This window comes from Oligella ureolytica DSM 18253 (assembly GCF_000373745.1).
In the GTDB taxonomy this organism is placed as follows: domain Bacteria; phylum Pseudomonadota; class Gammaproteobacteria; order Burkholderiales; family Burkholderiaceae_B; genus Oligella; species Oligella ureolytica.
Genome location: NZ_KB892368.1, coordinates 24,067 through 40,347 on the forward strand (window position 1 = coordinate 24,067; position 16,281 = coordinate 40,347).

At 45.2% G+C, this 16,281-nt stretch carries 16 protein-coding genes; 10 read left to right on the forward strand and 6 right to left on the reverse strand.

The window, feature by feature from the left end:
• Window positions 1-42: 42 nt before the first annotated feature.
• Entirely contained in the window at window positions 43-933 is an 891-nt protein-coding gene (rpoH, locus tag B092_RS0113100; RefSeq protein ID WP_018575673.1) for an RNA polymerase sigma factor RpoH, read from the forward strand.
• A gap of 226 nt (window positions 934-1,159) precedes the next feature.
• On the opposite strand, the gene B092_RS0113105 is transcribed toward rpoH, so the two are convergent.
• Entirely contained in the window at window positions 1,160-1,792 is a 633-nt protein-coding gene (locus B092_RS0113105; protein WP_018575674.1) for an SCO family protein, read from the reverse strand.
• Window positions 1,793-1,928: 136 nt separating this feature from the next.
• On the opposite strand from B092_RS0113105, the gene B092_RS0113110 reads away from it, so the two are divergent.
• The 8 genes from B092_RS0113110 (at window position 1,929) to B092_RS15795 (ending at window position 9,490) form a co-directional block, all read left to right on the forward strand.
• Window positions 1,929-2,747: an NUDIX hydrolase gene (locus B092_RS0113110; RefSeq protein ID WP_018575675.1), complete on the forward strand. Its 819-nt coding sequence runs from the start codon at window positions 1,929-1,931 to the stop codon at window positions 2,745-2,747.
• A 38-nt stretch (window positions 2,748-2,785) separates the two neighbouring features.
• Window positions 2,786-3,568, forward strand: a complete 783-nt coding sequence (locus tag B092_RS0113115; protein WP_018575676.1) for a PhaM family polyhydroxyalkanoate granule multifunctional regulatory protein — start codon at window positions 2,786-2,788, stop codon at window positions 3,566-3,568.
• A 63-nt stretch (window positions 3,569-3,631) separates the two neighbouring features.
• Window positions 3,632-5,008: a bifunctional UDP-N-acetylglucosamine diphosphorylase/glucosamine-1-phosphate N-acetyltransferase GlmU gene (gene glmU, locus B092_RS0113120; RefSeq protein WP_018575677.1), complete on the forward strand. Its 1,377-nt coding sequence runs from the start codon at window positions 3,632-3,634 to the stop codon at window positions 5,006-5,008.
• A 10-nt stretch (window positions 5,009-5,018) separates the two neighbouring features.
• On the forward strand, window positions 5,019-6,446 hold the full coding sequence (locus B092_RS0113125) for an MFS transporter (RefSeq protein WP_018575678.1): 1,428 nt from the start codon (window positions 5,019-5,021) through the stop codon (window positions 6,444-6,446).
• 6 nt (window positions 6,447-6,452) lie between these two features.
• Window positions 6,453-7,262 (forward strand): glycosyltransferase family 2 protein, encoded by an 810-nt coding sequence (locus B092_RS0113130; RefSeq protein WP_018575679.1) that lies wholly within the window; start codon window positions 6,453-6,455, stop codon window positions 7,260-7,262.
• 196 nt (window positions 7,263-7,458) lie between these two features.
• Window positions 7,459-8,010, forward strand: coding sequence for a methylated-DNA--[protein]-cysteine S-methyltransferase (locus B092_RS0113135; RefSeq protein ID WP_018575680.1), 552 nt, complete (start codon window positions 7,459-7,461; stop codon window positions 8,008-8,010).
• Between the two features lie 18 nt (window positions 8,011-8,028).
• A complete protein-coding gene (gene dgt, locus B092_RS15790; RefSeq protein WP_197933428.1) occupies window positions 8,029-8,853 on the forward strand; it encodes a dGTP triphosphohydrolase in 825 nt (274 codons plus the stop codon).
• Window positions 8,837-9,490: a hypothetical protein gene (locus tag B092_RS15795; protein ID WP_197933429.1), complete on the forward strand. Its 654-nt coding sequence runs from the start codon at window positions 8,837-8,839 to the stop codon at window positions 9,488-9,490. The genes dgt and B092_RS15795 overlap by 17 nt, the downstream gene beginning before the upstream one ends.
• A gap of 70 nt (window positions 9,491-9,560) precedes the next feature.
• Here B092_RS15795 and B092_RS0113145 read toward each other — a convergent pair whose 3' ends face one another.
• The 3 genes from B092_RS0113145 to B092_RS0113155 form a co-directional block, all read right to left on the reverse strand.
• On the reverse strand, window positions 9,561-10,745 hold the full coding sequence (locus tag B092_RS0113145; RefSeq protein WP_018575681.1) for an acetyl-CoA C-acyltransferase family protein: 1,185 nt from the start codon (window positions 10,743-10,745) through the stop codon (window positions 9,561-9,563).
• 210 nt (window positions 10,746-10,955) lie between these two features.
• Window positions 10,956-12,107, reverse strand: coding sequence for a baeRF3 domain-containing protein (locus B092_RS0113150; RefSeq protein WP_018575682.1), 1,152 nt, complete (start codon window positions 12,105-12,107; stop codon window positions 10,956-10,958).
• 54 nt (window positions 12,108-12,161) lie between these two features.
• Window positions 12,162-12,485: an HPF/RaiA family ribosome-associated protein gene (locus B092_RS0113155; protein WP_018575683.1), complete on the reverse strand. Its 324-nt coding sequence runs from the start codon at window positions 12,483-12,485 to the stop codon at window positions 12,162-12,164.
• Window positions 12,486-12,857: 372 nt separating this feature from the next.
• Between B092_RS0113155 and B092_RS0113160 the strand changes: the two genes are divergently transcribed.
• A complete protein-coding gene (locus B092_RS0113160) occupies window positions 12,858-13,601 on the forward strand; it encodes a DUF3108 domain-containing protein (RefSeq protein ID WP_018575684.1) in 744 nt (247 codons plus the stop codon).
• 14 nt (window positions 13,602-13,615) lie between these two features.
• On the opposite strand, the gene B092_RS0113165 is transcribed toward B092_RS0113160, so the two are convergent.
• Window positions 13,616-14,734 carry an extracellular solute-binding protein gene (locus B092_RS0113165; RefSeq protein WP_018575685.1) on the reverse strand — a complete coding sequence of 373 codons (1,119 nt, stop codon included), beginning with the start codon at window positions 14,732-14,734 and terminating at the stop codon, window positions 13,616-13,618.
• A gap of 122 nt (window positions 14,735-14,856) precedes the next feature.
• Window positions 14,857-16,134, reverse strand: a complete 1,278-nt coding sequence (gene gltS / locus B092_RS0113170; protein ID WP_018575686.1) for a sodium/glutamate symporter — start codon at window positions 16,132-16,134, stop codon at window positions 14,857-14,859.
• Window positions 16,135-16,281: the final 147 nt, after the last annotated feature.

Below are 16,281 nucleotides of genomic sequence, written 5' to 3' on the forward strand. Positions count from 1 at the left end.
AGCGTTTTATCTGCGAAATCACCTTAAAGGACAAATATTACTATGACAAACCAAGCATTAGCTTTAACTAACCGCGAATTAGCCACACTTGGCTCAGGTTCGATAGGGAGTATTGAGTCATATATTAGTAGTGTTAATCAAATTCCTATGCTGACGCCTGAACAAGAAAAAGACTATGCAGAGCGCCTACAATACCATGGAGATTTACAGGCAGCCCAATCACTGGTCTTGTCTCATTTACGCTTGGTCGTGTCGATTGCACGCCAGTATTTAGGTTATGGCTTGCCTCATGCCGATCTTATCCAAGAGGGTAATATCGGTCTCATGAAGGCGGTTAAGCGCTTTGATATTAACCGCGGGGTACGTTTAGTTTCTTTTGCTGTGCATTGGATTAAAGCCGAGATTCATGAGTACGTGATCCGCAACTGGCGCATGGTACGAATCGCCACCACCAAGGCACAGCGCAAGCTATTCTTCAATCTACGCAGCATGCGCCCCGACAGCTCAAGCTTAGATCCTGAGCAAATTCAAGGCATTGCAGACAAGCTTAATGTTAAGCCCACCGACGTTGTAGAAATGGAGATTCGCCTGACCGGTCGTGATATGTCACTCGATCCGGGACCAAGCTCACGCTCTGACGACGAAGAGTTTACACCTATTGACTACCTGGCTGACGAAGAAAATACGCCCTATGAGGTGCTTGCCAGACGCGATCATGAGGAACTACAAACCCATGGCTTAGCAGCTGCACTGGAGTCGTTAGATCCGCGCTCGCGTCGCATTGTAGAATCTCGTTGGTTACAAGATGATGGCGGCTTAACCCTTCATCAGCTGGCTGAAGAGTTTGGTGTATCTGCCGAGCGTATTCGCCAGATTGAGGCCGCAGCGATGAAAAAAATGCGCGCTTTTCTCGGTGAAGATGCCTTGCAATAAGTCATCACCGGTTATTCACAAAAAGATACAATTTAAAAGCGATTTTTCTTGGAACAAAACGAGAAACCAACTGACTAACACACATGAGCGGCAGAAGATATAGCAACTGCGCTCATCATTCGTCCGTTTTTCTCCTCTTTCCCTTCCCCTTGAGGACGAATGCTTACAACACTTCCGGCTCCCTTACCGGAAGTGTTTTTTTTAGTTATTCTAAAGCGGTATAGAGTTATTGAAACTGCTGCAATTTTCGCAAATCGCTCAGCATGTCTTCGATAGGCATACCCTCTCTAAAAAGCAAGACAGATCGTGCCTCTTTATCCAAAACAAACACATAAGCACTATGCTCCATCGTGTATTGCTCTCCTGCTATTGGTACTTTGTTGTAAAACACATGAAACGATTTAGCCATTGCTGCCACTTGCTCTTGGGTGCCTGTCAGCGCTTTAAAATCAGGATCAAAATAAGACAAGTACTCTGTCAGACGATCAGGTGTATCACGCTCCGGATCAACAGTAATTAAATACACTTGTAGCTGTTCTGCTTCATCTGCAGTTAACGCAGTTTTTAACTGGCTCAGTTGTAATAAGGTCGTCGGACAAACATCAGGACATAGGGTGAAGCCAAAAAAAACCAAACTGATTTTCCCCTTGAAGTCCTCAAAATAAAATGCCTCACCCCCTTCATCTGTCGCCACTAATTCCCGACCAAACTCCGTCCCTCGAATATCACTCCCATGAAAATCTGCAGTGGTCAGATTAAATAGATTTCTTAATTGTCCCTGAGCAGAAGAAGTGACCAAGAAACTGCTGCTCAATCCTAACAATATTAAGCAGCCAACACTCAACAACTTCCTCATCATTTTCAACCCTCTTCAAATCGACCCCATGATGTGACCTAAGTCACCACTGGACACAGTTCAAGCACTAACTGTTGTTATATACTGAGTGATACAATAATTTTTAATATAAGCTAGTATACATAGGAAGATTTAATCATTGAAGCGTGAGAAACTGCAGGCGCTCTATAGGCAATTAAACCAAAAAGTACAAGAAGTCCCGGTTAAGGGGTCAAGACCACTCATCATTGCCGACAAAATAGCCGGATTTATTCATCCTGGGGCAATTCTTGCTCTACAAGACAAGGAATATTGTAAGCAAGACGAGCAGGCGGTTTATTTGGCAGAGTCGTCCATGCCTAAACCCATCTTGAATGACATTCTACTTGATGTCGCTTTAAGCCTCCGTGCTGCAGGACTGACTAGAGCTTGGCGCGACGAACTACTTAATGTATACGCCGAAGGCACCGCCATCGGTCAAATAGAGCGTGCGGCCATGCGTCCTTTGGGTTTATTAACCCAAGCTATTCATTTAAATGGCTGGACCCCTGACGGTGATATTTATCTACAATTACGAGCCAGCACCAAAGCCTTCGATCCTAATATGTGGGACACCTTGGTCGGTGGTCTGCTCAATGCCGAGGATAGCGTCACCGAAGGTTTAAACCGCGAATCAGAAGAGGAAGCCGGGCTCAGTCCAAGTGATATGAAGTTACGCACGCCAATCCGCTCGATTTTGCGAATGCGTCGCAGGCTTCCCGAAGGCTATCAACTCGAAGACATTTTAGTCAGTGACTGTATCATTCCGCCCGGCACCCAACTAAAAAACCAAGATGGTGAGGTCGAACGTATTGAGTGCTTCACACCCAAAGAAGTAGTACAAATGATCGAGGATAGGGTCATTACGATTGAAGCCGCTATTGTGCTCTTAGACAGCCTAATCAATCCCCATGTTAACAATCTACGTCAATCAACTTAAGCGACCCCATCAATCAACAGCACCCCAAGGAGAGCAAAATGAGTAACGATCCTATTAATTTCAATTTTCCGTTTGTTAATATGATGCCGGACGATATGGGAGACCCCAATCTCATGCTCAATAGCATGAAAATGATGGGACAAGCATGGCAAAATTTTGCGACTGTCGCGCCACAGGCGTCGGGTATGGCCATCGATCCTAAGGAACTCGATAAGCGCATTGAGGAATTAAAAGCCGTCGAGGCCTGGCTTAAATTAAACTTATCCATGCTAAGCAGCAGCATTCATAGCTTAGAAATTCAAAAAGCCAATCTACAACACTTCAATAGCCTGATGGAAATGATGAGCGAACCCATCAAGGCGGCTCAAGCGACAGCAGCGAGCACAGCAAAACAGCCACAAGATGAAAAGCAAAGCCAAGCCGGCACTCAAGAAAACAACCCAACAGCACAAAGCGATGATACGGACAAAGCGCCGGAAGACAATAATGACGAGGAAGCAAGCTTTGCTGAAGCCAGTAGCCTAGTCCAAGAACAGGCACTCAACTGGTTTAACTTGCTGGGCGAACAGTTCAAAACCATCGTTGCCTCTGTCGCTTCAGCTACACCGACAGAAGCAAACCAAGATAATCCGCTCAAAGAAACAACTGAAGGCATCAAAGCAAGTGCTAAAAAAGCCACTAAAAAAGTCGTAAAAAAAGCCGCAAAACGTACGACTCAAAAAACAGCCGGTGCCAAAAAAACCGGTGCCAAAAAAAGCAGCACAACCGTAGCCAAAAAAACAGCCGCCACAAAAAAAACGGCGACAAATAAAGACAACTAATTAAGACAACCTAAGCATCAATCACATACACATTAACCATTTATTAATTTACACAATAGAGTCATGAAATTAACCATCGTAATCTTAGCTGCCGGCATGGGTAAGCGCATGCAATCCGACTTACCTAAAGTACTTCACACACTGGCGGGCAAACCCATGTTGGCTCATGTCATAGATAGTGCGAAGCAATTAAAGCCGGCACAAATTGCCGTCGTCGTAGGTCATGGTGCTGACACAGTAAAAGCGGCTTTTGAACAGCAAAAAGACTTAGTCTTTGCTTTACAGCAGCCACAACACGGCACAGGCCACGCAGTGCAGCAAGCCGAACCTTTATTTGTTGGTGATAGCGATGAAGATAGGACCTTAATTCTTTACGGTGATGTCCCTTTAGTGCAAGCAGCGACCTTAGAGCGCTTACTTAATGCCTCTGAAAATGGCGTTGCGGTATTAACTGAATTCCTTGATGACCCGACAGGTTATGGTCGCATTGTTCGAGACGATCAAGGCAATGTCAATCGCATTGTTGAGCACAAAGACGCCACCCCGCAAGAGCATGAGATTCAGGAGGTTAACACAGGTATTCTTTGTGCCCCTACCAATCAACTGAAAAAGTGGTTAGCCAACATTGACAACAACAATGCCCAAGGGGAGTACTATCTGACAGACGTCATCGCCTTAGCGGTCAAAGATGGAGTGACTGTCAGTGCAGCTCATCCTGAGGCCTCATGGGAAACGCTCGGTGTGAATAGCCGCCTACAACAAGTCGAACTGGAGCGCGCCTGGCAGCAAGAGCAAGCTCGTCAGCTGTTGGTTCAAGGCGTGGCCCTAGCCGATGACAAACGCATTGATATCCGTGGCACTCTCACGTGCGGACGTGACGTGTTTATTGATGTGGGTTGTATTTTTGAAGGTGAGGTAGTGCTTGAGGATGGTGTACAAATCGGTCCTTATTGTGTACTGAAAAACGTGAAAATCGCTAAAGACAGTCAAGTCGATGCTTTCAGTCACCTAGTTCAAGCAGACGTTGCAGACCAGTGTAAAGTGGGGCCTTATGCTCGCCTTCGTCCGGGTGCACAGCTTAGCAAGGGTAGCCAGGTAGGTAACTTTGTAGAAATTAAAAACACCCGCTTAGGTGCCTTTAGTAAAGCGAGCCACCTTAGCTACCTCGGTGATGCAGTCATCGGTCAGCGCGTCAATATTGGCGCAGGCACCATTACCTGCAACTACGACGGTGTTAATAAATTCACGACAACCATCGGTGATGACGCCTTTATCGGCTCAGATACCCAATTAGTAGCGCCAGTCACTGTTGGCGAAGGGGCGACCATTGGCGCCGGCACTTCCTTGCGTCAAGATGCACCGGCCAATCAATTAACAGTCACGCAAAGTACTCAAACTACCATTGCTAACTGGAAGCGCCCAACTAAGAAAAAGCACTGATAAGCAATCCATGCCAAAAATCAAAGCCAAACCCAGTAGCAGCCCCAAACCTCAGCACACCGGCACTGAACGGCCTGAAGCCATAGGTACTAAGGGCCTGCCCAAGCCTCAACGCTACTGGGCGGTGATAGCCATCATCTTGGCTATCTCTGTCAGTGTCATGGATGCAAGTATTGCGAACTTGGCCCTACCCACCATTTCTAACGATCTTGGCGTTCCGCCACACCAAAGTGTGTGGGTAGTTAACGCATATTTAGTGACATTAATCGCAACGACCCTACCCATGTCGGCTCTTGGTGAGCGAATTGGCTTTGTTAGCATGTTCCGCAGTGGGATATCGATTTTTATGTTTGGTAGTATCATCTGTGCTTTATCTACCAACCTACCCATGTTGCTCACGGGCCGAGTAATTAACGGGCTGGGCGGTGCAGTGATGATGAGTATTTTCGGTGCCATGATGCGGCATATTTATCCTCCCAGAGAAATTGCTAATGGCATCAGTATCAACGCCATGGTAGTGGGGACAACAGCCGTATTAAGTCCGGCATTGGGCGCGTTTATTATATCGATTGCTTCTTGGCAATGGATTTTTATCATTGCCATACCGCTTTGCATTTTATCGTTATTTTTCTCACACGCTTTGCCTAAAGTTGCTCGTGTGACCAGTCCTTATGATTTTAAAAGTGCTTTTTTAAACATTATTACCTTAGGTAGCTTTATTACCGGCTGTGATTTGGTCGTGAGTAATACGCCGGTGGGTATTGCTTTGCTGAGTCTTGCGCTCATTTGCGGCATCATTTTGTGGCGCTTTTCCTCTAGGCTGGAAGCACCGCTTTTTCCGGTCGATTTGTTTCGTATACCGACCTTTAAATATGCCGTGATTGTGTCCGCTCTATGCTTTGGGGCAGCGGCTTCAGCCATGTTAAGCCTACCTTTTTTCTATGAAAATACGATTGGGCTGGCAACCAGTACGGTGGGCATGTTGTTTATGGCTTGGCCTGTAGGCTCGACACTCATGGCCAGACCGGCAGCTTATCTGTCAAATAAATACCCCGCCTCTATCTTGGCCGCTATCGGCTCTACCGTGATGTGCTGCGCTCTGAGCATATTGATATTACTCCCCAACGATGCTTGGCTGGGCTTGTATGCACTGTGCATGTTCTTCTGCGGCGTAGGCTTCGGTTTTATTCAAACCCCTAACAACAAAACGATTTTATTATCGACTCCCATCCACCGTAGTGGTGCGACGGGTGCAACACAATCCAGTGCTCGCGTGTTTGGCCAAAGTGTGGGTGCTGCCTGTGTGGCGATTTGCTTTCATTTATCGGTCAATCACGGAGTATACTATGCGATAACGACAGGTATTGTGGCTGTCGCTATTTCCACACTCATCAATTTAGTGCGCTTTTTCCGTGGCAAAGACATCGAAATTATTTAAACATTAATGAACAGTTCAACGACTTTATCCCGCCCGACACTCGCCGTGGCAATGATTGTTAAAAACGAAGCCAAGGTCATTGAGCAATGCTTAGAAAGTATCGCTCAATTGGCCGATGAAATTGTGATTTTGGACGCCGGCAGCACCGATGAGACCGAAGCAATTGCCCGTCGCTATACCGATAAATTTTATGTTAATAGCAACTGGCCGGGCTTTGGACGACAAAGACAAATAGCACAAGGCCACATCACTTCTGACTGGATCTTATGGCTAGATGCAGATGAGGTCGTCACCCCCGAGCTCGCTGAGAGTATCCGGGATGTGCTTGATAAAAATGATCAGCAAACCGTTTATAGGGTGGATCGCTTAAACTGGTATTTTGACCAATTTATTCGCTATGGCAGCGCAAATCCTGATTTTGTCACCAGGCTCTACGCCACCGCTTACACGGGCTATAACGACAATCTAGTTCACGAAAGCGTCATTATTCCCGATGGGACCAAGCAAGCTAGACTCAAAGGCCACCTACTCCACTATACCTTTAGCAGCTATCATGAGTATTTAAAAAAAAGCACTGCCTACGCAGAAGCTTGGGCCGAGCAACGGGCTCAGGCTGGAGAGACCGCCAGCATTACTAAAGCGATTCTGAAATCCCTTGGTCGCATACCCAGAGACTATATTTTAAAAAGAGGTTTCCTTGATGGCCGTGCCGGCATCACCCTCACGATCCTATCGATGCAGTACGTTTTTAATAAATACGCGATGCTGCATTACAAGTCGAAGGGAAAAAGAGATCATGAAAATCCTCCAAATTAAGATAGCCTTAACCAAGCACTCAATCGGGATGATATAACCAAAAATCAGCTTATACTGGCAGAAGAGTATGCGATTGCAAATCACACCGCAGAGGTCATGGCGAATCGCTACTTAACTGCCTTTCAGGTTTTACTTGACCAATCCTAGCAGATTATCGCTTAGGCAAAGCAAAGGCTAACTTCATGGAGAGATGACGATGAGCTCAACTACGCCTATTATTTACTATGCGAGCGCTAAGACGGACATAGCGACCGTGTTAGTGGCAACACTTAACGAAGAAATATACTCCATATCGCTTGGCGACTCAGAAAAAGAGCCTTTGCAAGATTTGCGTGACTATGTGGCAGAGCATTTAAGCGATGCCGATATCCACAAAGCAGATAAAAACAATCAACTTCTCAATCAATCCCTGAAGCTTTTAACAGACTACCTAAGCAGCCCAAGCGTAGCTACCTACAAGAAAATGCAAAAACTGCCTTTATACATCGAGGGTACTGAGTTTCAGAAAAAAGTCTGGCATGTTCTTAAGGATATCCCTGTCGGCAAAACCGCGTCCTATTCGGAAATAGCTCACCATATCGGTTCGCCAAAAGCAGTTCGTGCGGTAGCCAACGCGTGTGCGCATAATCGTCATGGCATTGTTGTACCTTGTCATCGTGTGCTACGCAGCGACGGCGGCATTTCGGGCTATCGCTGGGGAGTTGAAAGGAAGAAACAAATCATTGCTTTAGAAGCGAAAGCAGTTTAATAAATGTTGGAGTATAGGATGGACTTTACACATCGTGATCTGAAGAGCCACCTTGCCTGGCAGGACCGGTTTGACCCGGATGTTTCCGGGTCCGGCTCAGCGCGTGAGGTCAGAACCCCTTGGGAGCGTGATTATGCGCGCCTCATTCACTCTTCAGCGTTTAGACGCATGCAGTCCAAGACTCAGGTCTTGGGCTTAGGTGAGAGTGACTTTTATCGTACTCGCCTAACCCATTCTCTCGAGGTCGCACAAATCGGTGTAGGTATCGTCCGTTGGCTGGAGCAAAAGCTGCAACACGATGAATTTCGTATGACCGAAGTAGAGCAGAACTACATCGCACAACTTCAGCAACTCTTACCTGATTATGAGTTAATGAATGCCATTTGTCTGGCGCACGATATTGGTCACCCACCCTTTGGTCATGGCGGTGAAGTCGCACTAAATATCTGCATGCGCGACTACGGTGGCTTTGAGGGCAATGGTCAAAGTCTAAGAATTTTATCGCGCCTCGACAAATACACCGAATACAACGGCATGAACCCGACAAGACGGCTTCTACTTGGCGTACTTAAGTACCCACTAGCCTATAGTCACGTCGTTAACCACACTGCTTATGGTGAGCTTAAAGAGCCGCTATGGCTCTGCAAAGCCAGTCAACAACTTCCGCCTAAGTGCTTCTTAGACTCAGAGCAAGATATTGTGGATTGGATTCTTGAGCCTTTGTCAGAAGAGGAAAGGCAGGCATTTACATCAACAAAGGACGCGTCGACTGAAACCGAAGCAAAGCATTTAAAAACACGCTATAAATCCTTTGACACGTCCAATTATGGAACTAGCGGATGATATTTCCTACGGACTACACGATCTGGAAGATGCTATTTCGCTTGGCCTGATTACTCGTGAAATGTGGCAAAGGCACTTTGACGGCAAAATTGACTTATTTAAATCCCTCTTAGACGAAGCCGAGAAGTCGGATGAGAAGACGATTCAAGATAAAGCCAAAGAAGTAGAGGAGCTTTTATTTTCTCAAGCAAGCTATCAACGCAAGCGCCAAATCGGTCGTCTGGTTCATAGCTGCATTACTCATATTTTTATTGATACGAGCGGTATTAAAGAAGCAAAAGAACCCTTGATAAAATTTAATGCTTTTCTTCATAAACCACAACTCGAACTGCTGAAACATATTGCGGATTTGGTGATGAAGAAAGTCATTCTCAGCGCCAATGTACAGCAACTGGAGTTTAAAGGACAAAAAATCATCATTGAGCTGTTTCAGGCGCTTAGTGCAGACCCTTTACGGCTACTGCCTGACAGCCATAAAGAACGCTATCAAAAGACAGCCGAGGCTTATCCTGATAATGAAGCGAAGTTAAAGCGTGTTATTTGTGATTTTATTGCCGGTATGACCGATGAATATGCCGCACGTTTTTATGAGCGCATCTTCCAACCCCACAAAGGCTCTGTATTTGATCGTATGTAGGGAAAAAATTCAAGCCGCTCCCAGCTGAGAGCGGCTTGAACCTAACTAATACAATGAGCAGTGTAAAGAATTACTCAACACGCTCAAAAATAGCAGCAATACCCTGACCACCACCGATACACATGGTCACTAAAGCGTATTTACCACCGGTACGGTGTAATTCGTGAATGGCTTTAGTTGTAATGATGGCACCGGTTGCACCGATTGGGTGACCTAGACCAACGCCACTACCATTAGGGTTAACTTTGGCAGGATCAAGGCCTAAGCCTTTAGAAACGGCTAGCGCTTGGGCTGCAAAGGCTTCGTTAGCTTCGATCACATCCATATCCTCTACCTTGAGACCGGCTTTTTCTAAAGCTTGCTTAGAAGCAGGTACGGGGCCAATGCCCATGATGTGTGGCTCAACACCGGCGTGCGCATAGGATACTAGGCGCGCTAAAGGCTTAGCACCGTGCTTTTTAACCGCTTCTTCGCTCATTAATACGACAGCAGCGGCACCATCGTTAATACCTGATGCATTACCTGCAGTCACTGAACCATTTTCTTTAACGAAAACCGGACGCATCTTAGCTAGGCTCTCAACCGTGGTGTCCGGACGTACGTGCTCGTCCGTGTCAAAGACGGTCTCACCCTTGCGCGTCTTAAGCACAACAGGAACAATTTGCTCTTTGAAGTAGCCTTGCTCAATCGCATTAGCAGCACGGCGATGAGATTCAGCGGCTAAAGCATCCTGCGCTTCGCGGGAAATATCAAACTCTTTGGCCACGTTTTCAGCTGTCACACCCATGTGGACAACTTCAAATGGATCGGTAACCGCACCGGTCATCATATCGACGATCTTATTGTCGCCCATACGCGCACCCCAACGTGAGGTAGGTAGGATATAGGCGCCACGGCTCATCACCTCAACGCCACCGCCGATAGCAACATCCGTATCACCTAATTTAATAGATTGTGCCGCAGAAATAATGGCTTGTAGACCGGAGCCACATAAACGGTTAACGTTCATAGCAACAGAGTCTTTAGAAACACCGGCATTAACCGATGCTAGGCGCGATAAGTATTGATCGCGTGGCTCAGTATTAACCACATGACCGATCACCACATGACCTACATCATCACCGGAAATGCCGGCTTTATCGATGGCTGCCTTGAGCACCGTCGTACCGAGTTCATGAGGCGGTACATCTTTTAAAGAGCCACCAAAACCACCGATAGCTGAGCGCATGGCTGATACTACATATACGTCTGTCATAATCTCTTCCCAGAAAAGTGAAATAATTATTTAAGTTATAAAACAAGAGTTTATAACTTAATCACAATGCTTGATTTTTATTGTCTTACTTATATTCTATGCTAAAAGTGTGTCAAATATATTATTTTTGAACAAACATGTTTATTTAGTAAAACGCCCTACTCAATGGTAAGCAGGGCGTCATAATACAACCAATTAATCACTACAACATTAGAAGCGATAAATAGCTGCTAGGCCTGTATCAGTTGGCATATACTGGCTTGGAATGATTTTTACATCACCACTGCGACGGATAACCATCTCAGCTAAGTCATCTAATACGTCCTCTGCCTCGGGATCAGAGAAATCGTTTAATAGCTCAACCTTACGATTTTCGCGATCGATCTTACCAGCGATTCTCTTTTCAGCATCAACCATTAAGGTATCCACGCGACCGTCTAAGACAGCGCCTAAGACATTTTCTAAATCGCCATTAGCTAGACCGGTACCATGGGCTTGCTTAAAGCGAGCAATTTCATCTTGAACACGCTTAGCTGCCACTGGCTCGACCACCGGCCACGCCTTTTTAAGTAGCTGCTCAACAGTAAGAGAGGTAGGATCAATATTGATCTCCTGCTCTAATACGTATGGGTTTTGGTTGTTTTTCCTGAAAACACCAATGTTTTCGGGTAACCCTACTAGAACCACAGGCAACTTACCTTCTTTACTGATATTGTTATATAAAGCGCGTGCCACAGCACCTAAGAAGCGCTCTTTATCAGTTTGGATCGCATCCTTGCGACTGCCCTTATAGTACATTACTTGGCCCTGTCGATTTGATGGACCTAAGCCATAAGAAGTAACAGGAACATCTACAACCTCTTCCGTAGGATCATCAATATGCTCAGGGAAATCATCCGCAAACAATACTTGGTCTAAACCATCACGAGTACCCTCGTACATTTGAATATCAGTACGTGACACACATAAAACTTGGAATCTGTCTTGTGTCTGAGTTAAGCGTAACAAAGGCTTTAAGTGGAAAGAGTCTGACACGACGGCAAACTCCTCGGGCTGCCTTTGTAGGGTGAAAATCTGGAAGCGCGTTTCATCAGCCAAAATGGCTAAGCCATCAAGAACTTTTTGCTGCCAAAAATCACGATCCTCACCTAAGTCATGAAACGGCTTCATGATGGCTGTGATATCACGTTTAGCATATTTTTCAGCTAAAGAACTCTCAAGCTCTTTAACTAAATTCTTGTAACGAATAATATCCTGTTGGTTTTCAGGATGGCTACGATGAGTCGGCTGGTATAAAGACAAACATGGACCCTCGTGTCTTTCCAGGAAATAAGTTAAACCTTGAAGATTTACTTGTTGCATAAGACTCTCCTTTTTAATGTTTTTTATGAAAACCACCTCTAATCATCGGATCCCTTAGGCGCGATGATTTTGTGATTTGGATATTACTTTTTCTAAGCCACGAACTAATTGACGTGTTGCCTCTAGAATGGCTTGTTGAATATCTTCTGAGTGATGCTCTGCCGTTACTGGTTTTAGACCAGCAACGCGACCCTCGACCAAGCAACGCTTATCGGTGGCGCCTGCACGGGTCTCACTATTAATATCAGACAAATGATACTCAACGCGAGTTAATTGTTGTGCTTGATGTTTTAATTCTTTTTGAGCGATAGCCTCAACACGCTCTACTAAATCTGCAGTGCGTTCGATATGTCTATCAGTGTTAATGAATACTTGCATATTGCCTCCTTGTATAGCAGAACCGATTAAATTTAGTTCATTAAAAACTAACACTCTGTACTATTATTATTGCTGTTTCTACAACAATAATCCAATGCTTAGTCAATATTCATAAATACGTTAGATTGCAACTAAAAGTAATTTTCATTTATGGCTTTTTATACTCACAAAGCCTCTAAGCCTTATTAGCACTAATCAGTGAAAGTAGTAATCTAAATATGGTAACGCTCTTTTAAGAAAATGCATAGTGCAATAAAACTTACAAACGCTTATATTTATAGTCAATTTTTAAAGCATTGTTGTCATAATCTGTATAAAATCAATTGATTAGGCAACCATTAAAATGAGCAACTGAGGACAACGAGAAACTTTATGAGTTTATTTACTACCTATAAATCGCGCTATAAACACGGAATGTGGCTCCTTACTTTAACCTTAGTCAGCCTATTTTCTACTCCCATTTACGCCCAAAGCAAGGGTGATGTTGAGTTCGTTGATGCTGTTTTTGCGGTGTCTTATAACAATGCAGCCTCAGCCGGAGATGCCAAATTAATGATTAAAAACCATCAAAACACCTATGATGTGAGCTTTAATCTTAAGCATAGCTTGATCGATATCAATCAAAAAGCGAGTTTTAGCGCCAAAGATTGCCACATCACACCACAAAGCTATCAGTCGTCAACGAGTCCGGCACTGCGCAGCACCACCAAGGAGTCACTTAACTTTAATTGGGCCAACAAAACGGCGATCCGTCACTACAGTAAAGACGGGGATACGACGTTTAATTTGAAGCAGCACGTTTATGATCCGATGAGTTTATTTTTTAAAGCGCGTTGCGACTTAATGGCGGGCAAGAAACAACTCTCCTACCCTCTGCTCTACAAAGGGCGGGAAGCTAATCATCAGTATCAAGTGATCGGTACGGAGAAGGTCAGTACCGGCATGGGTGATTTTGAAGCATTAGTAGTACAACGTCAACGCCGTAACCCTGATCGTCGTACTACCTTTTTTGTGGCACCGGAATTAGACTATTTGATCGTTAAAATCCATCATCGTGAGAGCAAGATGGCTAACGTTACCATGACCTTAAAGAGCATGGACTACAAGACCAAATAGCTCCCGACAGCGCCCTAACGACCTGCCTTCAACTCAGCCCACAGGCGGGTCTGTAGTCTCAATAATTCCATCGACTGCGGTTGCATTAAGAATAGGTTTTCACGTACTTCTGCCGGCGGATACAGCATGGGGTCATTAGCGATTTCAGGTTTCACGTGCTTGACTGATTCGAGATTCGCATTGGAGAAGAACATTTCATTGGTAATTTCAGCGTGAACCTCCGGCGTTTCCATGTAGTTAATAAACGCCATGGCATTGTCAAAGTTTGGCGCCCCCTTAGCAACGGCCATCATGTCCATCCAGACTAAGGCTCCTCCACGAGGGATAAAGTAACCAATTTCATAAGGGCGATTAGCCTCCGCAGCACGGTCTTTGGCAATATACACATCACCATCACCCGCATAGACTAAGCAAATATCATTTTGCGCTAATTCTTCGATATGTGCCGCCGGACTAAAGTGCTTGATATAGGGACGAATCGACTTTAGCACCTCGAAAGCGGCCAGATAATCATCCTTATCCTGAGATGCAGGGTCCTTGCCCATGTAGTTCAGAACGGCAGGGAAAATCAATCCCGCTTCATCATAGAGAGAAATACCGCACTCAGCGAATTTCTTAGCTTTTTCAGGGTCAAACAAATTACCCCAATCCAAGAAATCAATGTCTTCACCCGCTACTTCCTTGGCGCGCGTCATGTTGTAACCCAGACCTAAGGTACCCATCGCCCACGGCACTAAATACTCATTACCCGGATCGACCTCTTCTAAAATCTTCATAATCTCAGGGTCCAAGTGCTTAAGGTTAGGAATCTGAGACTTATCGAGCTTTTCTAACAGACCGGCTTCGATCTGACGCTTTGCATAGTAACTACTGGGGATCACTACGTCATAACCGGATTTACCAATCAGTAATTTAGTTTGTAAAACGTCATTATTGTCAAAGGTATCAAAATTGACCTTAATGCCGGTCGTACGTTCAAATCGCGGGATCGTGTCCTCAGCCACGTACTCAGCCCAGTGATAAATATTGACCACGCCTTTGTCTTGAGAAAAAGCACCACCACTAACAGCAACGAGTGCGCCCACCAAGGCAGTGCGTTTAGCAATGCCTTTAATTAACTTATTAATCTTCATTACATCCCCCAGTTAAAGTAGGATATCGTTAAAAAAGACATTGCTGTCTCACCAAATTTTTAGGTAGATTTTATTGTATTTTGACGACAGAAAAGAGCCTATTAACTAAATTTGACAAAAAACTACTGTAAAAAAGGTAGTTGGGTAAAGATTTGCAAGACCGTTGCGTTAATCAGATCCACAAAAAACGCCCCCACGATTGGCACTAACAAAAAAGCCTTATACGACGGACCGTACCTATCGGTCACCGCCTGCATATTAGCTACCGCTGTAGGTGTCGCTCCCATACCGAAGCCACAATGGCCTGCGGCCAACACAACCGCATCATAACCCTTGCCCATGACGTGATAGGTAATGAAAATAACGTAAGTGATCATGAGCACGATTTGCACCGCTAAAATCGCCAACACGGGCAATGCCAAGTCCACAAGCTCCCATAGTCTTAGCGAAAGCAGAGCCATCGCCAAAAATAACGACAACGAGGCATTACCGAAGATATCAATGGCACGATCAAACATGTCGAAGCTAAACACATGGGTCAACACATTACGAATAATCACACCGCCCATCAACGCCCAGACAAAGGTCGGCAACTCAATGAAAGTACCTTTAGCGACATGCGTCATTACATCAGCAAACGCTAAGCAAGCAGCAAACAATGCCAAGGTTTCGATCGCGGAAGAAACGGTCAGACGACGAATTTGATCCGGCTTATCAAAAAGCGCGTCCATAAAACCATCATCATCTTCATCGTGCTGCGTCTTATACAGTGACGCTTTACTTGCCTGCTCTTCAAGAGGCGTAAGATGCTCTTGTGGCGGCAATGGCTCTCGCTTCATTTTTTTTAATAAAATCTTAGCTACCGGACCTCCAATCATGCCGCCAGCCACTAAACCAAAGGTCGCTGTCGCCACGCCGAGTGTTGTCGCACCGACCACACCATAACGGTCCTCCAGAATTGGCCCCCATGCAGCAGCGGTACCATGACCACCGGTTAGGGTGATAGAGCCCGTCACTAAGCCCATCAGAGGGTCTAAACCAACCAAGGCAGCCATTGACACACCGACCACATTTTGCACAATAATTAATCCGGATACCGTCATACTGAAGATAACTAATGGTATCCCGCCAACCTTCAGGCGTTTAAAATCAGCACTTAAGCCGATGGAGGCGAAAAACATCAGCATAAAGGCGGTTTGCAAATCACTATCAAAGATAAACGAGACGCCGATGAAATACTTAATCAGTACAACAACACAACCTGCCAACAAACCGCCGGCAACCGGCTCGGGAATGTTATAAGTCGCTAAAAACTTGATTCTGCGGGTCAGAAAACGCCCGAGAAGCAGCACCAGAGTCGCAAGAATCAGGGTGTAATAAGCATTTAATGTTATTTCCATCTCTATCTCTCTTGTTCTTTTTACAAAATTGCTGACAGTTTAAAGCCATCTGCTCTACACGTAAACCCTTAATTCACCCATAACGATCTTTTACCGGTAGTTGACGTCACGTTACCTAGCACTTATGCTTATTTCCATTCGCGTCAA